The organism is Halorubrum miltondacostae, assembly GCF_041379815.1.
In the GTDB taxonomy this organism is placed as follows: Archaea; Halobacteriota; Halobacteria; order Halobacteriales; family Haloferacaceae; genus Halorubrum; species Halorubrum miltondacostae.
In genome coordinates this window covers 67,180-89,624 of record NZ_JBEDNY010000005.1, presented here as the reverse complement: position 1 = coordinate 89,624, position 22,445 = coordinate 67,180, and the positions used below count along the sequence as shown (strand labels likewise).

Below are 22,445 nucleotides of genomic sequence, written 5' to 3'. Positions count from 1 at the left end.
TCTACTTGTACACTAGGGTCAAAAGTAGGGTATGACAGATAACCGATTGTCAACTGGTGTCAAAGGGCTAAACGAGATCCTAGGTGGCGGTCTCATTCGCCCTCGAAACGTGCTCATCCGGGGTACCCCTGGATCTGGAAAGACGATTTTTGGGTTACACTTCTTGTCTGCAGGAGTCGATGTTGACGAGACTGCGCTGTACGTCAACATGGGAGAACCACAGGATTACGTTGAAGAAACAGCGGATGCGTTTGACCTCCATACTGAGCAGATACACTTCCACAATATTTCACCGACTCAAGAACAGTTCTCAGAGCGGAACACGTACACTGTCTTCGAATCGGCAGAGGTCGAACAGCCGGGATTTATCGCAGAGTTACGTGAAGAAATTGATCGAATTGAACCAGATCGTGTATTATTAGATCCAATAACAGAATTTCGACATCTCACAACCGACGAACGACAATTCCGAACTGGGATTCTTGGTCTGCTTGATTATCTCAAAGAGGTTGACGCGACAGCGATGTTAACATCCCAAGCAGGCGGCCCAATCACAGACGATGACATCCAGTTTCTTGTCGACACTGTTGTTTCGCTTGAGGTAACGCCAGAGAGCCGGATGGTCACTGTTTCAAAGTTTCGAGGCTCATCGTTTCGGCGTGGGAATCATTTTTATGATATCTCTGAGGCGGGACTTACCGTGTGGCCAGCACTCGTGCCTGATTCGCAAGAGCGAGTGGGGGATGTAGGGACGCTTTCTTCAGGCGTTGACGAGCTTGACAAGTTGCTCTATGGCGGGTTAGACCAAGGCACAATAACGATGCTTACTGGGCCAACTGGTGTTGGCAAGACAACCACTGGCCTCCAGTTTCTCGTACAAGCAGCGCTTAACGGCATACAGAGTGTTCTCTTCCAATTTGAAGAAGCAGAATGGACCATCCGCGACCGTGCTGAAGCGGTCGGGCTCCCACTACAGGCCGCATTAACAAGCGGTAACCTCTCTATTGTGGATGTTTCTCCAGATGAGTACACTGTTGGAGAATTTGAGAACCTCCTTCGAGAAGAGATTGCCGGTGGAACTGAAGTTGTGATGATTGATGGTTCACAGGGCTTCCAAGAGAACCTTCGAGGACTTGAGAACGCGACGAGTACATTGCTACGAGTCGGCCGATTTTTGCGGTCTGCTGGTATTACTACGCTCCTCGTCAATGAAGTCCACAATATTACTGGCAACTTCCAAGTATCTGAAGAGCGGACGAGTAACCTTGCCGACAATATTGTGTTTCTCCGTCATGTTGAGTATCGTGGAGAGATGCGAAAAGTTATCGGAACGCTCAAAATGCGGACTAGCAACTTCGAACGTAGCCTCCGCGAGCTAGAGATCACGTCTAATGGTATACGCGTTGGGGAGCCTTTGCCACAACTTCGGGGTATTCTCACTGGAACGCCTGATTGGAACGAAGAAACCCCCATTACTGAACAGCGTACGGATGATCAAGCGTAGCCTACTGCGCAATATACGAGAACGCCATTAACAGTCGGTCAAAACACATGTCCACAGGCGAACAACAACCGTATGAGGAGACAGCAGCCGAACCCACTCGCATCCTGCTATTAGTCAATGATCCAGGAGACCAGCATGTCCTCAGTGAGTGGCTAACCGCACACGAGCAGTATACACTTATTGAGAATGCCGACATTTCTGAGGCTGCGTTCGACTGTTGTATACTTGACAGGAAAGCACTTCGCGAACATCGCACAACACTACTCACACGCAAACAAAAGGAGCAGGTCGTTTTGCCGTATCTCTTGTTGGTTCCAGAGTCGAGACACCGCGAGGTCTATGATCGGCTTGGTGAGACACATCCAGAATTGTGGGACGCGATCGACGGAGTAGTTGATATGCCAGTTGCAGAACATCGGCTCAGTGAAAAACTGGAAACGTTTCTCGACCTCCGGCATCAATCAACTATCGCATTCAAACAACGCGAGCAGCTCCGCCAGATACGTGATCAACACGCAGGTCACGGGGTGTTGATCACCGATATAGAAGGAAAAATAGAGTACGTCAATCGAGGCTTCGAGTCACAATCAGGGTACACAACTGAGGAGGTGCTCGGCAAATCTCCACAGATCCTCAAATCTGGTGAGCATGACGAAGAGTTCTATGCGGATCTATGGGAGACCATCACCGGTGGTGAGATTTGGACTGGGACAGTAATCAATAAGAAAAAAAATGGCGACCGGTATGTTGTCAAACAGACTATTGCTCCGGTAACAAGTCCTAGTGGAGACATCGTCCGATTTATTGCCGTTAATCACGACATCACAGAGCTACAAACGCTCGAAGAACGCCTTCGTGAGCAACGCGAACAGCTCGATGTGTTGAACAGAGTCCTTCGACACGATATTAGAAATGACATGAATGTCGTTACCGCCTGGGGAGAGATGCTTGAAGATGAGCTCACCGCGGATGGAAAAGAGAAGCTTGACCGTATCCTTCGGGCGGGAAATCATGTTATCGAACTCACAAACGTCGCTCGCGACCTTTCTGAACTTATTTATGGAGATGGGACGCCAGATCTCAAACCAATATCGCTCCGGCAATATTTAAACGAAGAGATCGAAAAGCGTCAAGAGACATTCTCTAACGCTAAAATAACCATGCCGGAACCCCCCGACCACAGTACACATGTACTAGCGAATGAGTTGCTCTCATCGGTGTTTCGGAACCTCATCAACAATGCTGTTCAGCACAATCATACGGCTCAGCCCCGAGTAGCGGTCACTGCTGAAGAGGTTGGTGACGTAGTTCGTGTCAGCGTATCTGATAATGGGCCAGGCATTCCACCTGATGTCCGGTCGGACCTATTTCAGGAAGGTCATAAAGGGCTAGAGAGTGGAGGAACTGGAATGGGCTTATTCCTCGTCGACAATCTTGTCGAAAGCTACGGCGGGGACGTCTGGATAGCAGACCGTGTGGATTACGCATTCCCTGATGAAACAGACAGTGATGATCTACCTGGCGTAGTCTTTATTGTTGAGTTACAAACCATATCAAAAGAAGACAGCAATGAGGGCAGTATAAATGAGTAATCCACGTCCTATTGATGAGCCCTCTGGTGCCGCCGAACAGGCAGCTTTGTTTCCGCTACTTTCTGAGAAGGGTAATCGGCGACTGATTGTTGAGTGGATTGAAACCCACGATGATTATACGCTCGTGGACCCGGACCAGTCGGTCGCAACAGCAACGTTCGACTGCTGTATTCTTGATGGAGAGATGTTACAGACGCATGCCGAGACGCTTCGAGCCCGAAAGCGTGAGGCAGAGCCTGCTCTATTACCGTGTCTTTTGCTCATCCCAGAAGCAGACCTCTCACTCATCGAAACTGACCGCGGTGAGATCGCTGACAGCGTGGTGTTCGAAACTGCTGATGAAGTGGTCTCAATGCCCATTAAGAAGGCTGAATTAGAGTGGCGTACTAAAGCACTCACCCGGTTGCGAACCCAATCACTGCGACTTAAAGAGCGGACGGACACACTAGAATTATTCAAGAAAGCCGTTGAATCTTCAGGGCATGTTATTTGGATGTCAGACACTGACGGGACAATCAACTACGTCAATTCAGCGTTCGAATCAGTTACTGGTTATACTAAAGCGGAAGCCATCGGAAAGTCGCCAGAGCTGCTAAGCTCTGGACAAATGTCTGATGATTACTATACTGATCTTTGGGAAACAATTACCGCTGGAGATCGATGGCGTGAGGACATCACCAACGAAAGGCGTGACGGTTCCCAATACGTTGCCGACCAAACAATCGCTCCAGTTATCGAAGACGGTGAACCAAAAGCGTTCATCGCCGTCCAAACCGATATAACCGATCGTAAAGACCTCGAACACCGACTTTCGCGATACCGTGACGTTGTCGAACGACTAGACGATCCAATTATGCTCCAGACCCGTGAAGGGGCGTTTCGGTTGGTAAACGATGCGCTATGTTCCTTCGCTGGGCTGTCGAGAGACGAGTTACTCGGAAGTGGTGAATTCAAGTTTATGGATGACGCCACAGCCAGGAAGATTGCCCGACAAAAACAGCATGTGATCGAGACAGAGCGCCCGATAGAATACACCGTTGAGCCAACGTTCACATATACCAATAAGGAACCAGTGTTCTATACGAGCCGGTATCCACACTACGAAGACGGAGAACTTGCGGGAACACTGGCGATTTGTCGGGATGTCACAGATCTCGAGAACCGGACGCGACAGCTTCGAGTCTTCGATAATATTCTCCGGCATAATATCCGCAACGACGTGAACGTAGTCCGTGGCCGGGCCAAGCAACTCCAGGAGGAACTTGATGGAGAACACAAGGCCACTGCTGATGTGATTGTCAGTCGAGCAAACGCTCTGTTGACGACGAGCAAGAAGTCTCGAGCTATTACTGACAGTCTTAGTGGATCACATGAGTTGGAATCCGTAGACATCGCGCAATTAGTGCGAAAACTTACACAGGAGATAGCTGCCGACTGGCCTGAGGTTACCGTCGATATCTCAGGTCCAGACCAGCTCATCGTTTCTGTCCCTGACTCGATTGATGCTACAATTGAAGAGCTGCTTATGAATGCTGTTGTCCACAACGACAGCGACACACCAGAAGTGTCAGTGAATCTTGCTACCGACGAGTCATGGGGTGTCCTCCGCATTCGAGATAATGGTCCAGGTATTCCAGAGTTTGACAAAGATGTTCTTGAATCGGGCAAGGCTATCGAGACGCTATCTCACGGTAGCGGTCTTGGATTGTGGCTCGTCTACTGGACTGTTACTCATTCTGGTGGGCACGTATATGTTGATGAGTGTGAGCCTACCGGTACTGAGATCACTATCTACCTTCCTCTAGTTAGTACCAATTGACATTCTCTTTCGCGTAAATGTAGAGAAATCCCGAGCGGTGGGAGTTTCAGGTCCCCAGTCCAATCACCAGACCATCAGTTCTTCCGGGCACGGGGAGTCCTACGGCATTGAACTGGTGGACTGCTGGCCATGCCAAGTGGCCGTTAACCCCTATTATCGACCGTGTACGGCGTCCCGGTGTTGTTTTTGTCACGGGACGCCAGCAGGCATCAGAAATCGGGAGTATCGTGTCGCGTGTTTTGAGCAGTCGGCACAAACACACCCTTCGAGAATGTGGCGTTCACCGACTGCCCTTTGGGATATTACCTCGTTACGCGGGCGGACAGGCCGTGGTTCAAAAATCGAAAATTTTCGTCATCACGAGAGAGCGGAGCTCTCTCAACTGACCTCCAGAAGGCGGTTCGGAATCCGCTCTGTTCCGACCGATTCCTACCCTTACACAGAGTGTGCTGCCAATTAAACCTCGGTATGAGAAACTCGGGGCAGACGTTCGGCTGGTGGATTCTTTCTCGCCATATTGGCTTCATCACCCGGCTAAACGCGGGTGTATTCGCCTTCTAGTCTGTATAAAAAATTTGCCTTGAGATGATATTCGAATTGGTAACCGTGGCACAGTATTATTATTAGCCGTCATGAAATTCGCTCATGAGTGGTCAAGTGGATATTCGCGTGCTTCACGTTGACGACGAGCCAGGGATTGCTGAGATGACTGCGGAATTTCTGAAACGAGAGAATCATAGCTTTAGAGTTGAGACTGCGACGAGTGCCAACAAAGGATTAGAACATCTTTCTCACGATGACTTCGACTGTGTCGTCTCTGATTACGATATGCCAGGCCGGAACGGTATTGAATTTCTTGAATCCGTCCGCGAGAAGGCCCCCAACTTGCCGTTCGTGCTTTTCACTGGCAGAGGTTCCGAGGAAATCGCCGCTGAAGCCATCTCCGCAGGCGTGACGGACTATCTTCAAAAAGACACCGGGACTGAGCAGTATACCGTATTAGCAAACCGACTACAGAACGCAGTCCGACGATATCGTGCAGAAAAAGAACGCAAACGCCAGCGCAAAGCTATTGAAACAGCACAAGAAGGTATCAGCATCCTTAACGAGGACGGAGAATACATCTACGTTAATCAGGCGTACGCGGATATATACAGATACGAACCGGACGAAATGCTCGGGGAGCACTGGGAGCTGACCTACCCCAGTGAGAAAATAGCAATCGCACACGACGTAATTATGCCGACGGTGGCTGAGGATGGCTACTGGAGCGGGGAAACAACCGGTCTCCGGGGTGATGGAACAACTTTTCTTGAGGACCACACTCTCACACAGACTGACACGGGTGAGCTAATTTGTTCGGTCCAAGATCGTTCTGTGGAACAGCAACAAGAAATCGAAGTCACCCAATTTCGAACGCTCGTTGAGACTATCAACGACCCAGTCTACGTTCTCGATGACGCAGGAAAGTTCGAATACGTGAACGACGCGTTCGTTGAGATGGTTGGGTACGACCGTGAGAAAGTTGTCGGGGCGTCACCAGCACTGATCAAATCACCGGAAGTGGTCGACCGGTCAGAAACCCACCTCGGGCGTCTTCTCTCGTCGAACGGACCCGACAGTATACAGTTCGAGGTCGAGGTCCAACCCAAACAAGGCGAGCCAATCCTTTGTGAGGACCATATGGGTGTCTTACCCTACGAAGGGGGGTCTTTTGAGGGGTCAGTCGGGATTTTGCGTGATATTACTGAGCAAAGAGAGCGAGAAGCTATGCTCCGACAATATCAATATGCGTATGAATCAGCCCTCAACGGGATCGCGATAGTCGATCTTGACGGCAAATTGGTGGATGTAAACTCTACGTTCCTCGATATGTGGGGGTATGATGATAAAAAAGACGTGCTCGGACATCCAGCGATCGATGTGTGGAAAAATCCTGATCAAGCGAAATCCGCATTGGAGACGATTAGGGAACAGGGTCGGTGGGAAGGCGAACTCGAAGCAGTCCGGGCCGACGGCTCAACGTTCCACGCTAGGGGAGTAAACAGCTACCTGACGGATAGCGACGGTCACCCCATTGGACTCATATCATCCTTTTTTGATATTACTGAACGCAAAGAGCAGGAAGCTGAGCTAGAGATACAGTCCACTGCGATGGAGGCGGCAGTAGACGGAATCTCGATTTTGAATGGGGACAACGAGTACATCTATATGAACCAAGCCCACGCCGATATCTTCGGCTACGACGTTGATGAGCTCCTCGGTAGTACATGGCAGCGGCTGTATAGCGATGACGAGATTACACGGATCGAGGAGGAAATATTCCCAGTACTCGAAGCAGAAGGCGAGTGGCGCGGCGAGACTGTGGGGAAGCGGCGTGACGGAACTCCTGTCTATCAAGAGATTACTCTCTCACTACTCGACGACGGCAAACTGATCTGTACGAACCGAAACGTCACCCAGCGCAAGGAACGCGAGCAGGAGCTTGAACAGACAAACACCGTTCTTCGTACAATTGTCGAGAATCTGCCGATGGGTGTACTCGTTGAAGATACTGAACGCGACGTAGTCATCGCAAATGACGAGTTGGGAAAAACGCTTGGCGTCTCGATTGAGAGTGAAGAGCTGATTGGGCGTGACTGTGCTGCGGCCGTTGAGGAACTCAAGGATCTGTTTACTAATTCAAACGAGTTCACTCAGAGAATCACCGAGCGGCTCGAACAACGAGAGCCGGTTCAAAACGAAGAAATCCACCTCACGGACGGTCGCGTAGTGGAGCGTGATTACATCCCGTACACCCTACCCCAAGGTGAGGCGAGCTTGTGGCTATATCGTGATATCACAGTACGCAGACAGCAAAGGCAACAACTCGAACGGAGCAACCAGTTCTTACAAAAAACGCAGGAAGTCGCACACATTGGCGGATGGGAATATGAGATGGCAACGCAGTCACTGCGGTGGTCAGATGAAGTGTATCGTATCCACGGACTGCCGCTGGGTACTGATGTAACGCTTCAGGATGCCTTGGAATTCTATCACCCAGACGATAGAGACGCACTTCAGAAGGCGTTTGATCGGCTTACAACTAACGGCGAACCGTCCAAGTTGGAGTTGCGGATTACCACAGTAGACGGTGGCGTCCGCTGGGTCAGCGCACTTGGAGAACCGGTACGTGAAGATGGCAAAATCGTCGCGGTCCGGGGAACTTTTCAAGATATTACTGAGCGGAAAGAGCGTGAGCAGGAGTTACAGATGGTCCGCGAACAGTTCGAACAATTTGCAGGTAACGTCCAAAACGCGTTTTTCCTTTTGCCGGCCGACTACTCTGAGGTTGAGTATGTGAATCCAGCGGTCAAAAGGATCTATGGAGTCACACCTGAGGAAGCATACAACAACCCGATGGTGTGGCTCCGGCACGTACATCCCAGCGACAAGAACGAGCTGCTCGCAGATCTGGAAGCCCAGCAGAACGAAGCATCCGACTGGCCAATCGAGCAGGAATTCCGTGTCAACCACCCGGACCGTGGAGTACGGTGGGTACGGGCCCGCCTCAACATGATTGCTGATGAGAATGGTAACCCCTCGCGGCTCACTGGTGTTACGACCGACATTACCGATCGTAAACAGCGCGAAGAATCACTCAATGCTATCTTGAGAATAACACGGGAGTTGATGAATGTACAAAATAAACAGGCGGTTGCCAAGCGAGCGGTTGACGCTGCACAGAACGTGTTGGGCCGACCATTGACATCCTCCTCCGCCTGAAGACGGAGGAATCCCGAGCGGTGGGAGTTTCAGGTTCGCAACCATGACTCCGCCACTTAACGGGAACCCGTCCAACCCAGTCATCGTGGTCGGTGGCTGACTGGCGGTGCCAAACCGCCGTTACTCCTATCCTCGGCGTCATTCGACCCCCTCTGTTGTTTTTGCCAGCCGGGAGTCAACGTCGCTTCGACGGACTTGGAGTTATCGTCGGGCTTGCTCACCCAACAGGCACAAGCCGAACCCTTCGAGGATTCGCGTTCACCGTGTTGGTATTTCGGATACTGTCTCATTAGGTGGCGGGTAGACCGCCTCCGAAGATCGTTCGGAATCCGCTCAATTCCGACCTGACCTTACCACTGTATAGCAATTCTTAGCACTTGAAAATATGGATTGGAAACTCAGGCTGTGTAACTGTCGAGCGAGGTTACCGCCATGTCGGTTTCATCACCCGCCTGAAGGCGGGTGTATTCACCTTGCGGCCTCTATAACCAGGCTATATATACCGACGAAATCCACGGGGCACCCCACACCTGTGGTGAACTACCCTACCCTTCTCGCTCACGGCTGACGCCGTTCGCTATTTAAATGGAGGGTGTTTCCTTACTCGTTGGACTTTTTAGTCAGTCTGTTCAGTCTAACTAGCTATACTGCCTAGTTATACTTTTTAGTTGTACTTACTAATTCGTCTGACGCGTCTTTATGTTCAGCGAGACTAACGCGTAAAACATGCTCACGTACACAACGTACAGCGAGGCAGGGGGCGTCGGCAAGACCACACTCGCGTCAAACCTCGCCGACGCGCACAGCCAGCACGATCGGGATGTCCTCGCTATCGACCTCGATCCGCAGAACGGCTCGCTTACTTACCTGCTCGGCGTCGACAGCCATCGCGATGAAGGCGACGCGGACAACATCGCCCGCCACCTAATCGACCGGCCGAAGAGTGACTTTGAGGACCTCATCCACGAGACGCGGTTCGGCTTCGATCTCATCCCGTCTCACAACATGCTGGAGAACCTCGCCGATCTTCTCGCCCGAGCCGAGTCGATGGCAGAGGACCTCGGCGAGGACTTCGCTCGCCACGACCAGCTTCGGCGCGTCCTCTTGGAGGCGGGCATTCCTGACCAGTACGATACGATTGTCGTGGACCCACCGGCAACCGCGGGCCCGCACCTCTACAACGCAATTGGCGCGACGCGCTCGCTCGTGATCCCGCTGGAGCCGACCGGTAAGGGGATGCAATCTATCGAGGGGCTTCGCGATGTCGTCCAGGGGTTCGAGCAGACCGTCGACGTCGCCGTCGGCGTCCTCGCGGTCGTCCCCAACGGCGTCGGCCGGACCACCGACCAGCAGCGGTACCTGGCGCGCATCCGCGAGCTCGGCTACGACGCCCCCGTCGCGATTGGTGAGCGGGCCTCACTGTTCGAGGGCTGCTGGAGCGAACAGACCACGGCGTTCAGCTACGTCGACGAATACAGGTCCCGAAAGCGCGATCACGAGATGGAGACGCTTGAACAGCTACGTGACCTCGCCACGCATGTCGAGGAGGTGAGCGCCTGATGGACGGAATGAAACCCGGCAGCGGTGACGATCCGTTCGCCGATGACGATGGCGTCGACAACGATGACGATCCGCTCAACGATGCTAATGAGGAGGCGACGAGCCCGTTTGTGGAGGACGAGGAGGCGACCACGCCGACACCGGAGCCAGCGCCGACGGCGACGCCCGGGGTCCCCGACCACCCATCGGAGGAGTCCGCGACGTTACCGTGGATCCACCGGCGGGACGGGGTCAAGGACGACCGGGACCACAAGACGATCCACTACACAGAGCACACGGTGAAGCGGGAGCGCCGAGACCTCCGACCAGCTCTGGAAGAGGAGCTCGGTAACGACGTCGAACTCACCGACGCCCGGGAGGCCGCGTACCTCGTCGGGATGGACCATGTCAATGAGGTCGCGGCGGTGCTCCGGGAGTGGGGCTACGACATCGACTAAAGTCGCCGATTCATATAGCGCGATACGCTATACAGAGCGCCGTTTTGGGACACACGCCGCTATCGAAGTGTACTCTGAGGGGGCTTACCTTGGGGTCGCGTGGTTGGAAACAGGTTCCTCACGGGTGTGAGCGCGCCGGACACCACGTTTCTGGTGAGAGTAGTACCAGATTTCGGGATAACTATCTCAATAACTGACCCCACCTCAGCCAGCGGTCGCGTTAAGTTAGTACTCACCTAGCTGCTGTCATGCGATTTTCTGTAGTGTTCTGGGACGTTGTAGCGGATCGTGTTCTGAGGATCAACGAGAAGGAGAGCTGAAAACGCAGATCCAGTTTCTCCCGGAGTTACTACCTATCTTGAGTATATAAATCGGCTTTCCAAAACTTACGGGATACTCTTGCCGTCTTGCGTTTCTGCTTAACTTAACGCGACCGCTGCTTCTGCCCTACTATTTATGTATCGTGATTTTACGAACTAGTGACAAAAACCCACTGACTGGCTGAGTGCGAATAAAAAGGTCGATCTCCGATTTGATATTCTATGGGTATACTGGTTTAGCTTCGCAGCGCCTCTACCGGGCGTTCGTTTGCTGCCTTCCAAGCAGGGTACGCCCCGCTGATAATTCCTACTCCAACTCCAAATCCTAGCGCTAACAGGAGATAGTAACCGTTGGTCGGATCGATAACCAGGCTGGCGTCAACCGCTGGGGTTGCAGCTACGAGCGCGGCGACGAGTATCACGGTCAGCACAGTCCCTGCGGCGGCGCCCGCAGCACCAATCAGGCCAGCCTCTGCTAACAACACACGCAACACGTCTCGGCGGGTCACACCCACAGCACGCATTACGCCAATCTCTTGTCTCCGCTCGACCGTACTCATCAGCATTACATTGAGGATCGAGACGCCGGCGACCACGAGCGAGATAGCGCCGAGCCCGAGCAGGAACGTACTCAATAGGTCGAAGAAGCCATTAATCTCATCCACGATTGCTGCTAATTCGAATAGGTCGACTCGATCTTCACGAGCGTTCACCTCTCTGCGGATCGCGTCCGCAGCGGCCTGCGCCGTCTCGCCGGATTCTGAGATAATAAGCGCTTGCGCGTAGCCGTCAGCGGCGAACGCCGACTCTGGGAGAAAGACGGCGTCATCGGGTGCAACCGGGCTGAATGTCTGTGTCTCAGCGAGCACGGCAACGACGCGCACTTGTGACCCTACGATCTCCACAGTATCGCCCGTCCCAATGCCGAGATCTGTAGCAACACCCGCACCGATGATTGCGCCCTGCCGGTGACGGTCCGGGAGCTCCCCCTCAGCGGCTTCAAACGCGAGGGCTGGTTCCTCAACGCCATAGATTGTCGCAAAGGTTTGTGAGCTTGCGCCCGCAACAATTCCGTTGTCCGAATACAGTGGAACCACAGCCGGATCGCCGACCGCCGGGTCGTCAACGGCACGTCGGATCTCCGCCACATCAGTCGTCGAAAGTGACTCTACTCCGGTATCCGAGTTTGGCGACACGACTACTTGTGTGCCAATATCACCGATAGCGTCGTTGGCGCCGAGCGCGAGCACATTTCCGAATATCCCTAGCGCGGCCACTGCCAGCACGCCGATACAAACGCCAAGCACCGCTAGCACTGTCCGTACGCGGTTCCGGCGGAGATTCCGGCCGGCCATTGTAACAGCGGGTCGCCAGCCCCGGAGCCAACTGGTAGCTCCGGTTTTAACATCGGTTCCGCTGGAAGTACTCTTGGTCATTGTTCTCCCGGTTCGGGCGGCGACTCGCTGTCCCGGTCTCCTGGGCTACCGTCTACTGAGGTCGCCTCATCGACACCCTCGCCTACCAGCACCCCGTCGGTGAGCTCAACAACTCGGTCTGCGTACTCCTCGACTAGCGGATCGTGTGTGACCGCGATGACAGCAACACCCTCCTCTTTCACCCGCCCGAACTCAGCGAGGATTGACTCGCCGGTGTCCGTGTCGAGGTTCCCCGTTGGCTCGTCAGCGAGTAACACTGCCGGGTCATTTATCAGCGACCTAGCGATAGCGACCCGTTGTTTCTGTCCACCAGACAGTTCTGATGGCTCGTGGTCAAGTCGGTCACCGAGCCCAAACCGTCTAAGCAGGTCCACAGCACGGTCGCTCGCGTCGCCCGGATCGAAGGCGGTTGGTAGCGCAACGTTCTCGACCGCGGTCAGCGCTGGCAGGAGGTGGAAGTCCTGAAAGACGAATCCGATCGATCCCTTGCGGGCTGTGGTGCGCTCGGCGACCGAGAGCTCAGTCACATCGGTGCCGTTCAACAGACGCCACCCCTCAGTCGGGTCGTCGAGGAGGCCAAGTACGTTGAGCAACGTTGATTTCCCGGAACCACTAGGGCCGACAACAGCAACAAACTCTCCAGGCTCAACCGCGAAGTCCACGTCGTCGAGCGCGATCACCGCTTCCGTCCCTCCGCTTGGGTACCGCCTGGTCGCACCCCTGAGCTCGACGCTATACATCGCGGCGACGGACTACACTCCCGGCAATTGCGACCCCAGTGCCGCCAACAACTCCGACAATACTGATTACTCCAAGCGTGCCAACAGTACCAGATTCAGACCCACTCTCGTCATTTGGCTCTGGAAGTGCCACTGTTGTGGTCTCGGTGTAGCGGACACCACGCTCGGTGTACTCGATCCGAATCGGAACCTCATCCGCTACAGAGGCATTCGCCACAGTTTGGAGGTCAAAAGCGACGAAATCGCCCGCGTTCACGGTTCCAATGAAGTACTTTTGCCCGGCTGGGGTCGGTTCAACCGGCTGTGTTGAATCGCTGTAAGGCGGAGGGATTCACTGTTTGAGGAAGCGTTTGATGTTATAGACGACACACATCAGCGCGATTTCGCGGAACTCACGGAAGCATGACCGCGCTCGCACAGCGAAGCCGAGCGAGCGCTTCACAGCCGAGTTCACGGTTTCAGTCATTGAGCGCTGATTGTAGCGGTTATCGTCGATTCTAGCGTTTTGCGCGTGGTCGTACGGAGCAAAGATGCGGTGCTTGATCAGCGGTCTGATCCCGAGCTCACGCAGACCTTCGCGGAGCGATTGCTTGTCGTAGCCCTTATCGGCCGCAAGAGACCGCAGATCGCCCGCGTTCCGGCGGGCGATCTGCTCAGCAAGGTCTGCGTCGCTTCCTTCCCGATTCGTTGAGCAGTGAATGTCAAGGACAGCCTGAGACGCTGTATCGACGAGCTTCGTGACTTTGAGCTTCTGAACGCGGTAACTGATTCGCTGGCAGTAGTGGCGGCTGGCTGGTGAGCGGTCGTAGAACGTAGCGTCGATGGCAGCGTGTTCGGAGAGATCGTGCAGCTGCGCCGACTGGCCCAGCAGCACTCGACAGACGCTCATGCTGATCCGGTCGAACGCCTTACACAACGTAGACGGCGCGGGGAGATCGGCCGCGTTAAGGCCGATCTCCCCGGTTATTTGTGGCATCTCTTTGAGCAAGTCGATCGTCATGCGATACGATGAATCGAGGTAAATCCGCAGACAGTGAAGCGAAACGAGTGCGTAGTCGGCGAATCCGCCGCCACCTTCCGGGGCGGCGGATTCGCCTCCATCGCCAGTAACTCTTTGAGCAACCGGCACAACTTCCGCGATGAAGCGGGAGATTTGGGTCATAGACAACCGCATTCTCTCGCTTCAACTCCTTTGATTTAGCGGCCTGCCTCGCTGCTGTCTGGTGATTCAACACAGCCGTTCAACCCCATCTGCCCCAGCAACCGAAACGACAACTCCGTTCAATTCACCAGTACCCGTATTACCGAGATTGGCATCAACAGTTACCTGCCCATCATCAGTCGTCCGGACGGTCGCGTCGGTAACGCTCGGACTACCTTCACGCGTTGGATACGTCACTGTCGACTCTGTGGTTCGGTCAGCACCGCGTTCGTTTCGCATGTCGGTATCAGCACGGAACGCCGCGGTAACCGTCACGTCCGAACGCTCGTCAAGCGGGCCAAGATCGATGATTACCTGCCGCTCCTCACCGGGGTCGAGGTTCTCGACGATGAATGGGCCGACTTTAGCTGTTGGATCAGCATCGTCGCTCGCAGCATTTTCTCCCCCATCCCCTCTGACTGATGTGCCAACGGCAGTCAGGCTCACGCGGTCTGCGGTCGTGGTCCCGGTGTTAACGACCGTCACCGCTACCGGAGAGTCAACCGACTCGACAGACTCAGAGTCAGACTCGTCGTTCCCACCGGCTTGGAGGCCGCCGCCGCCACCACCGAGAAGATCTCCGACACCACCAACATTGATTCCACCAGCATTTTGATCGTTATCGTCGCTCTCGAGGTCTTCCGGTGCTAGCGCGCGGGTGCGGAGGTCAAGCGCAACCTCTACCGGCTGAACATCAACAATCACGTCGCGCGTCACCGTGACAGTCCCGCCGTTATCCTCGCCACCTGTCGCTTCTTGATCCGCAACGACCTCGACAGTAAGTCGGTGTTCTCCCGGTTCGTCGAACTCTGTCCACAGAGCGGCATCAGTTGTGTCACCCGGAGAGAGTCCTCCGACCATGGTAGCCTCGTCAAGTGGGTTGCCGTCCTCATCTACATTATACAACCGGACGCTCGTTATGTTGGCGGCTGCTGGACTTCCACCAGAGTTTGAGACAGTTACATTAAATAACGTTCGCTCATCGACTACCGGCTCACTTGAGCTGACATCGACCTCATCGATACCAATCCGAGCATCTGGCACTGCTGTGACCCCTCCTACAGCGCCTAGTAACGTTAACAGGACCAGTAGGGAAGCTATAATCCGTGGTGAAACCGCGTTCACTCTCGATAGAAGGTTGCGAGTCACGCATCCACCGTAGGATTAGTCCAGTTAATTATCACCTGTAAAAAGAGTACGGCCACCACCGCTTGTAGGGACCCCACCTCTATGTCGAACGGCTGTGTTTCTTCGCTATGAACCACACTTGTGTTACGCGCTGAATGGGTTTTAATATTGTGAAGTAAGAAATATACTAGATGCTAAAAACGAATCTAAAGTACAAATTCGGGTGTTTGAACGAAAATCAAAGTACATAATTTCCTATATAAGGCAATACTATCTTATTCGTGTAGCGTGTATGCAATTGATGTGAACATCAGTACATCACAAAGCCGGTTAGTTGAGACGTCTGCTTGCTGAAGGTGTGTCTGATACCACGCAAGCAGACGATGTAATCCACGAGGACTAGCTTCTTAATCCCCTCGTCAACGCTCTTGACGAGGAAGTTGCCCTCACACTCGCTGAAAACGCTAAACTCGATGCTGAAGACATCTATGAGGTCCCGTCGGCGCACGCGCCGACGAGGACCTCAGTCTCAACGCTCTGTGAGAGAAGTGAAGATACACCCCACGAAAACTCGGTTTTCTACCGCCTCCGCACCAAGTTCGATCTTGAGACGCTCGAATAAGTCGGAAGCGCGCTCCTTCAGAAGGACGTTCTTGACGTCCTTCCCCAGCAGGTGGAGGTCGTTTCTGACCTTCACCTGCGGCTCTGCTACGGCGACGAAGACGGAACAGACGGCCTGTACCACTCACAAGCGAAGCGTGGAACAACTGCGTTCCATGCCTACGCCACACTCTACGCGCGTGTCAAGAACAAACGCTACACGCTGGCGGTGCGCCGTCTCGAAGACGGCGACACCGCCAGCAGTGTCCTCGCAGAGTTTCTCGGTATCCTCGACGGCCTTGACCTCGACATCAAGGCCGTCTTTCTTGACCGCAAATTCTACGACAGTAGGTGTTTGACGCTGCTTCAGGCACACAACCACGCCTACGTCATGCCGACCGTCCGCTGAGGACAGACGATCAAGCAAGAACTCTCGGAAGGCTGGAGTCGCGTGATTCAACACGACATGATGGCGAAACTCGACGGTCACAGCTAGACCGTCGAGTTTCCGTTCTACATCGACTGTACGTACCAAAACGGACGGTACGACGAACATGGGGTGGCGCGTCACGGCTACGCCGCTGACGCGCCGTTCATTGACTCGCCACGAGACGCTCGATACCACTACGCGAAACGTTTCGGTATCGAGGCCAGCTACCGACTCTCCGAGCAAAGTATTGCGACGACCTCGACACAAAATCCGGTCGTACGGCTGCTGTACGTTGTGGTGAGCTTGTTGTTACAGAACGTCTGGCGCTATTTACACTAGGAGTACGTGGTGACGTCCCTCACGGCGGGGCGTCGCCACTAGCAGTGGTCGTTCAAGAAGTTCATCAACATGATTCAACGGGCAGCGCGGACGGCCCTCGCGACCCGTCGGGCCGTCCCCGCAAACCGACCACCAGACGACCGGTTTACCCGCTAATGCTCGACCGGGCTAGCCTTCGTTGAGAGTGGCGACGCTGTCGCGTCGGCGGCAGCCGCCGCCGACAGCGACGGCTCTCCGTCGGTTTGTCGAAGATCTTCTCGTCAAGGCCACCAGCACAACCGCTCCGCCATGGAACTCAGGCTTCAGAAACAGCTAGCTGAGGATGCTTTGTGAGGTACTGAGACCACCAATAGCAGTCATTCACAGCCATTAGATCCGCTGATTTCTTATTCTTCAAAATAGTCTTGTATTAACACCACAAGATTAATACGAGTCGAGCTACACTAATATATGTGTCCACACCGACTCAACAGGCGCCGACGGGATCTTCTGGAATGAACTCGCTGTCAACAATTGAGCAAGTCATACTTATCCTGTTAGGCATCACAGCTGTAACACACCTGTATGCTGGTGTTGTAGAGGGAGCACCGCCGGTACTTCTTGCTGGTGTTGGCTTCATTGGGGGAATGCTCCTGTACACACGGGGTGTTCGTCGCCATGGTCTCGCTATCGCCGCGATCCCGTACACAGCCGTCCAGATCCCACTGTGGTACGTTGCTAAGGCGGGGAACTTCACCCTCGTTGGGTATGTCGATAAAATCGTTCAGATTGTGCTTGTTGTGGCTCTCGTCGCCCTTGTCTTCCGGCAACGCAACGCGTGAGTTACCAAAGCAGTTGATGAGACACTCAAGATGGTGTTGAATTAGAGGATGAGGCGGCCGATTGTAAGTGCCTATGCCAGAGTTCGACCGCCTCAGTGAACATATCCCGTGTATTGACTTGTCGTTTGTGGAATAATGAGGCAATCTTCTTCCAGTAGACACCGGTCACCGGTGAGGTGCTCTGAGATAGGCTCGTTGAGACCGAGGGTGTAGTGGTGGTTAACAACCTACCCATCTAGCGGGTCTGTATCTAACTCACCGTTACAACGGCCCACGTCCGAACGGATGGAAAAAATCGTTGACACCAATGCGGGGTACACAGGTTCAATTTTTGTATCCTTCACCTTCGATCGGACCGCTAAACACGCCATAGAGGAATTTGAAGTACCACAATACGAGGAGAAGCGCCGGAAATCCGAGAATTGTCACGAGATTCAGTGCTAACGGTGAGACAACCGCTTCTCGAACCGTCAAGCCAGTTGGCGGATAGATAGTCGGATATAGCAGGAGAGCAACCAGCAGGCTCAATAGCGCAGGAAGCCCGAGTGCGCTCACCAGCCAAGCACGGTACTTGCCGCGCAGGGCAAGAACGCTTCCCCCTCCTCCCGCAACGGCCGACAAGACGACAATCATACCTACGGGAATCGAAAGAACAATTTCGGCAGTACCTCCGGAATCAGTTACGACGACAGTCGTCAACAGAGCGATAGCTCCGATCAAGTACGTCAGCGTCGCAATAATCCCGTACGTGCGCAGGTCGGACGCTAGCCGTGGTCTGGTTTTAGCTGCCAGAAAGGCCGCCCCAGTGGCAACCGAGACGGCTACGAGGCCGACACCAGTCAGCAGTGCCGGCATCGACAGTGTCGGCGCGTCAAAGATCCACCGACCGGCGAGAGTACCGAACAGCAGTGGCGCAAGAAAGCTCCCGCCGACAAAAGAATAGTCCCAGTACCGCTTCCAGCGCTCGTCGTCACGCTGTTCACGCATTTCTGGGCCGAGCCCGCGGAACAGCAGCGCAAGCACGAAGCCGATCGCGAGCAGGTAGTGGTCGGCCAAGACTCGCGAGTACACCCGCGGGAATGCCGCTAGCAGCATCGTTCCGAAGGCGACAACCCACACCTCGTTTGCGTCCCAAACCGGGCCGAACGCCGTCAAGAATGTTTCCTTCTCATGCTCGTCATCGCGAGTCGCGTATAGCATTCCGATTCCGAAGTCAAACCCGTCGAGAATCATGTACATCGCCAGCGAAAACATGACAGCACCGAACCAGATCTCGGGGAGTGCGTCGACAAGATACGCGTCGACGAGCAACACAAGCTCAGTCATCATCGCTCACCTTCGGGACAGGACCATACCAGCGATCGTCGTCCGGTACCTTCACTCCGAGTTCTCGGAGTTCGTCTTCGACCAGCCACCGCAGCACATGAAGAGCTACCAAGATCAATCCAATGTAAATAACAACGAAGCCGACGAGCGTCAGAGTCGCTTCGGTTCCGTTCAATGTCGAGGAAACGGCCTCACTAGTTCTGAGTTCGCCCTGGATGACCCACGGTTGTCGACCGATCTCTGTGACGTACCACCCCGTGAGAAGCGCCGCATAGCCGAGCGGCGACGCAGCGATCATCGTCTTCAGGAATCGATTGCTCTCCGAAAGGCGGCCATTGTAGATGAGATATCCGCCCCATAGTGCCAGCCCGATGAACAGGAATCCGAGTCCAACCATGAACCGGAACGACCAGAACACCATCGCTACGGGCGGGTTCTCCTCGTACTCGTTTAATCCAAGTACTTCGGCGTCAAAGTCACCACCGGTAGCAAGGAACGACCCGACCCCTGGAAGACTCACAGTAAAAAGGTTCTCAGCTTTCGGATCGGTGATTGCGTCTATGCTCTTTGGGAACGCGAGCAGGTGTAAGTCTGCCGTGCCGGTCTCGTAGTGGGCTTCCATAGCGGCGAACTTCTGCGGCTGCGTATCTGCGACGTGGCGCCCATACGCGTCACCATGGACTGCTTGTAGAGGAGCGGTGACAAGCAGGATGATAACTGCGAGTTTCAACGCAGTGTTCCATGTGGCGGCATCACGCTTCTTCCAGACAATGTACGCCGAGACCCCTGCGACCAGTAGCGCGACAGAAATAACCGACGCATTGACCATGTGTACATACATCCACGGCATCCGGGGCGTGAAGAACGCAGCCAGCGGGTCAGTTAGCTTCGCGACCTCCACACCGTTACGCGTGATCATCTCGAAACCCTGTGGAGTCTGCATCCAAGCGTTGACAATCAGGATCCAGAAGGCCGATAACCAAGCCCCGACTCCCACCAGTACCGACGAGAGGATGTAGGTCCGATCGCTGACGCGTTCCTGACCGAACAGCAATACTCCGAGGAAAACAGCCTCAAGAAAGAACGCCATCTTCGCTTCGAATGCGAGCGGCCCACCGATTAGCTCTCCAGCCACCTCAGCAAACTGTGGAAAGTTCGTCCCGAACTGGAAGCTCATCGGAATGCCGGTGACCGTTCCCATGACGAATCCGGCGGCGAACACCTTTACCCAGAATGATCGCAGCCTTGTGAACCGCTCGTCGTCGGTCCGAACGTCTTTCCAAGTGAAGTGGACGATGAACGGCGCCAGCCCGACCGAGAGCGAGGCGAAAATGATGTGAACGCTGATCGTCCAGCCGAACTGCGCACGACTCGCAAGCTCCGGTGAGAGCTGTAGCGCCCATCCCTGAATCAAGACGTCGGGAAGCACCGTCGAGAACATAGCTCTGTTTCCCCGCGGAAGTAAAAGAGAAGTTGTGTAATTCCCTCATTCGAGAACTGTACTACGGCAATTTATATCCGCAAAACCGTAGTTTTTGTAGCCAATACGAAACGGTCACTGGTAGCGCCGGAGGCAAAGCTCCGAACACCTTTTCATATTCTCGATGCTGGGGATTTTGACTGCCGGTACACATTATTGGAGTTCGCACTCCCAGTCCACGGGCCTGTGTCTCCACGTGTTGGCTAGGTCAGATATTGCTGGTCACTCAGATCTGCCCTCGTCAGCCGGCAATTCCTCTTTGACGGGATCGGCAGTGTCGCGGTCGACGGTTACCCGGACTTTCTGAATGCGGCTGTTATCTACCTGTTCGGCCCGCAGCGTCACATTCTCGTAGGTGAACTCCTCGTTCTGCTCGACGAGCCGGCCCGCGATGTTGAAGACGAAGCCCGCGATACTTTCGAACTCCTCGCCCTCAGGCAGTACGATGCTGAGAGCCTCATTGATTTCTTCGATGTTGACTCCGCCGTTCGCAAGGATAGTGTCGTCGTCGACGACCTCAATCGGCTCTTCCTCGTCACCCGCCAGTATCTCGCCGACGATCTCCTCGGTCATGTCCTCTATTGTGATGAGGCCCCCGGTGGCACCGAACTCGTCGACGACGATAGCCATCTGTATCCGGTTCTCACGCATCTCCGATAGGAGGTCGTCGACGCTCTTCGACTCGGGGACGTGGAGCGTGGGAGTGACCACGTCCGCTACCTTGTGGTCGTCGTAAGTGTCGTAGTTTGAATCTTGTAGGTCACGGATATCGAAGACGCCAATCACGTTGTCCAGCGAGCCCTTGTAGACTGGCAGGTCCGCGTGACCACTTGAGATACACTTCTGAATCGCCTCCTCAACGGTTGCCTCACTGGAGATAGCCGCCATATCGAGGCGGGGAGTCATCACCTCCTTGGCGGTGGCATCGGTGAATCGCAGGGTCCGCTGGAGCCGCTGACGTTCTTCCTCGTCGAGGACGCCCTCGCGCTCGCCGGTCTGGATCATATTCCGAATCTCGTCCCGACTGACGTAGGTCGACTCGATAGACGGACTACCGCCGGTGACCCGGTTCACGATGCCTGTCAGATAGTAGAACAGGGTGATGAGTGGCCACAGTGGCTTCTCGACGACTTTTAGCCCTCTGGCGACACGCCGTGCGTGTAGTTCGGTGTTCTCGACAGCGTAGGACTTGGGTGCGCTCTCGCCGAACACCAGCACTATCGACGTGATGCCGAGTGACGAGATGAGAACTGCCGTGCCCGCGTCGAAGTAGAAGCCAACAATTGTCGTCGAGATTGAGGACATCGTAATATTGACCATGTTGTTCCCCACGAGAATTGTCACGAGTAGGCGGTGGGGATCCTCCTTGAGAGACTTGACCGCCTGCGCACCGGGTAAGCCTTGCTCGACAATCGCGTCCACTTGGTGGGACGGCAGGGAGAACAACGCGATCTCCGACGAGGAAAAGAATCCCGACCCTACGATGAGGAGCAGAATCAAGCCGATGCCGATCGCGGTTACTGCCGTCTGTCCCAGTTCGACACCAATAATTGGCACAGTGTACTGTAGGGAATCGCCCCCAGGCAGTGTCGTGAGCGGGGTCCACATGCGACTACCTAATGGGTGAAAAAAAGTAACCCGTGGTAACAGGACGTTGCCACGTACTCCTGGTGTAAATACCGCCAGAAGTTCTGTAATAATTGCTCTGTTGAATCCGATGACTGCGTGGGGATCACTGTTTGAGAGCCTGTTCGAGGTTGTAGACTGTGGCGGTCACCACCGGTTCGCGGAACTTGCGGTACCAAGCGCGAGGGTGGACAGCGGGACCGAACCGATGCTTGATGATCAAAAGGGGGTCTCGGCCATCCAACGCTGGCCGTATAAGTCACTGTCCAACCGTGCGTTGTGCGCGTGATCGTACGCAGCGAACAACCGATGGCGCAACAG

13 protein-coding genes and 3 pseudogenes are annotated in these 22,445 nt (G+C 54.4%); 8 read left to right on the top strand and 8 right to left on the bottom strand.

Annotation, left to right across the window (positions count from 1 at the left end; translation table 11 throughout):
* Positions 1–31: 31 nt before the first annotated feature.
* The 6 genes from ABNG04_RS13885 to ABNG04_RS13860 all read left to right on the top strand — a co-directional run bounded on the left by ABNG04_RS13885 (position 32) and on the right by ABNG04_RS13860 (position 10,677).
* Positions 32–1,504, top strand: a complete 1,473-nt coding sequence (locus ABNG04_RS13885) for an ATPase domain-containing protein (protein WP_371162993.1) — start codon at positions 32–34, stop codon at positions 1,502–1,504.
* Positions 1,505–1,551: 47 nt separating this feature from the next.
* Positions 1,552–3,096: a sensor histidine kinase gene (locus tag ABNG04_RS13880; RefSeq protein ID WP_371162992.1), complete on the top strand. Its 1,545-nt coding sequence runs from the start codon at positions 1,552–1,554 to the stop codon at positions 3,094–3,096.
* Positions 3,089–4,915 carry a PAS domain-containing protein gene (locus ABNG04_RS13875; RefSeq protein WP_371162991.1) on the top strand — a complete coding sequence of 609 codons (1,827 nt, stop codon included), beginning with the start codon at positions 3,089–3,091 and terminating at the stop codon, positions 4,913–4,915. The genes ABNG04_RS13880 and ABNG04_RS13875 overlap by 8 nt, the downstream gene beginning before the upstream one ends.
* Before the next feature lie 645 nt (positions 4,916–5,560).
* The gene (locus tag ABNG04_RS13870; protein ID WP_371162990.1) at positions 5,561–8,680 is read left to right on the top strand and encodes a PAS domain S-box protein; all 3,120 of its coding nucleotides are present in this window, start codon (positions 5,561–5,563) and stop codon (positions 8,678–8,680) included.
* Positions 8,681–9,406: 726 nt separating this feature from the next.
* On the top strand, positions 9,407–10,240 hold the full coding sequence (locus tag ABNG04_RS13865; RefSeq protein ID WP_371162989.1) for a ParA family protein: 834 nt from the start codon (positions 9,407–9,409) through the stop codon (positions 10,238–10,240).
* Positions 10,240–10,677: a DUF7970 domain-containing protein gene (locus tag ABNG04_RS13860; protein ID WP_371162988.1), complete on the top strand. Its 438-nt coding sequence runs from the start codon at positions 10,240–10,242 to the stop codon at positions 10,675–10,677. The genes ABNG04_RS13865 and ABNG04_RS13860 overlap by 1 nt, the downstream gene beginning before the upstream one ends.
* Before the next feature lie 556 nt (positions 10,678–11,233).
* On the opposite strand, the gene ABNG04_RS13855 is transcribed toward ABNG04_RS13860, so the two are convergent.
* From ABNG04_RS13855 to ABNG04_RS13835, 5 genes and pseudogenes are all read right to left on the bottom strand, one after another.
* Positions 11,234–12,433, bottom strand: coding sequence for an ABC transporter permease (locus tag ABNG04_RS13855; protein WP_371162987.1), 1,200 nt, complete (start codon positions 12,431–12,433; stop codon positions 11,234–11,236).
* Positions 12,430–13,173, bottom strand: a complete 744-nt coding sequence (locus ABNG04_RS13850) for an ABC transporter ATP-binding protein (RefSeq protein ID WP_371162986.1) — start codon at positions 13,171–13,173, stop codon at positions 12,430–12,432. The genes ABNG04_RS13855 and ABNG04_RS13850 overlap by 4 nt, the downstream gene beginning before the upstream one ends.
* A pseudogene (locus tag ABNG04_RS13845) lies at positions 13,166–13,471 on the bottom strand (hypothetical protein); the annotation flags it as partial. The gene ABNG04_RS13850 and the pseudogene ABNG04_RS13845, both read right to left, overlap by 8 nt.
* A 33-nt stretch (positions 13,472–13,504) precedes the next feature.
* Positions 13,505–14,335 carry an IS5 family transposase gene (locus ABNG04_RS13840; protein WP_371162985.1) on the bottom strand — a complete coding sequence of 277 codons (831 nt, stop codon included), beginning with the start codon at positions 14,333–14,335 and terminating at the stop codon, positions 13,505–13,507.
* A gap of 78 nt (positions 14,336–14,413) precedes the next feature.
* Positions 14,414–15,499: pseudogene (locus tag ABNG04_RS13835) on the bottom strand (CARDB domain-containing protein); the annotation flags it as partial.
* A 361-nt stretch (positions 15,500–15,860) separates the two neighbouring features.
* Between ABNG04_RS13835 and ABNG04_RS13830 the strand changes: the two are divergent.
* Together ABNG04_RS13830 and ABNG04_RS13825 are read left to right on the top strand one after the other, a co-directional pair.
* Positions 15,861–17,027, top strand: a pseudogene (locus ABNG04_RS13830) (ISH3 family transposase).
* Positions 17,028–17,323: 296 nt separating this feature from the next.
* Complete coding sequence (locus ABNG04_RS13825; protein WP_371162984.1) at positions 17,324–17,692, top strand: hypothetical protein; 369 nt, start codon at positions 17,324–17,326, stop codon at positions 17,690–17,692.
* Between the two features lie 324 nt (positions 17,693–18,016).
* On the opposite strand, the gene ABNG04_RS13820 is transcribed toward ABNG04_RS13825, so the two are convergent.
* From ABNG04_RS13820 to ABNG04_RS13810, 3 genes are all read right to left on the bottom strand, one after another.
* Positions 18,017–19,018, bottom strand: coding sequence for a cytochrome d ubiquinol oxidase subunit II (locus tag ABNG04_RS13820; RefSeq protein WP_371162983.1), 1,002 nt, complete (start codon positions 19,016–19,018; stop codon positions 18,017–18,019).
* Positions 19,011–20,459 (bottom strand): cytochrome ubiquinol oxidase subunit I, encoded by a 1,449-nt coding sequence (locus tag ABNG04_RS13815; RefSeq protein ID WP_371162982.1) that lies wholly within the window; start codon positions 20,457–20,459, stop codon positions 19,011–19,013. Before ABNG04_RS13815 ends, ABNG04_RS13820 begins: the two co-directional genes overlap by 8 nt.
* Positions 20,460–20,720: 261 nt before the next feature.
* The gene (locus ABNG04_RS13810) at positions 20,721–22,106 is read right to left on the bottom strand and encodes a hemolysin family protein (RefSeq protein WP_371162981.1); all 1,386 of its coding nucleotides are present in this window, start codon (positions 22,104–22,106) and stop codon (positions 20,721–20,723) included.
* Positions 22,107–22,445 lie beyond the last annotated feature (339 nt).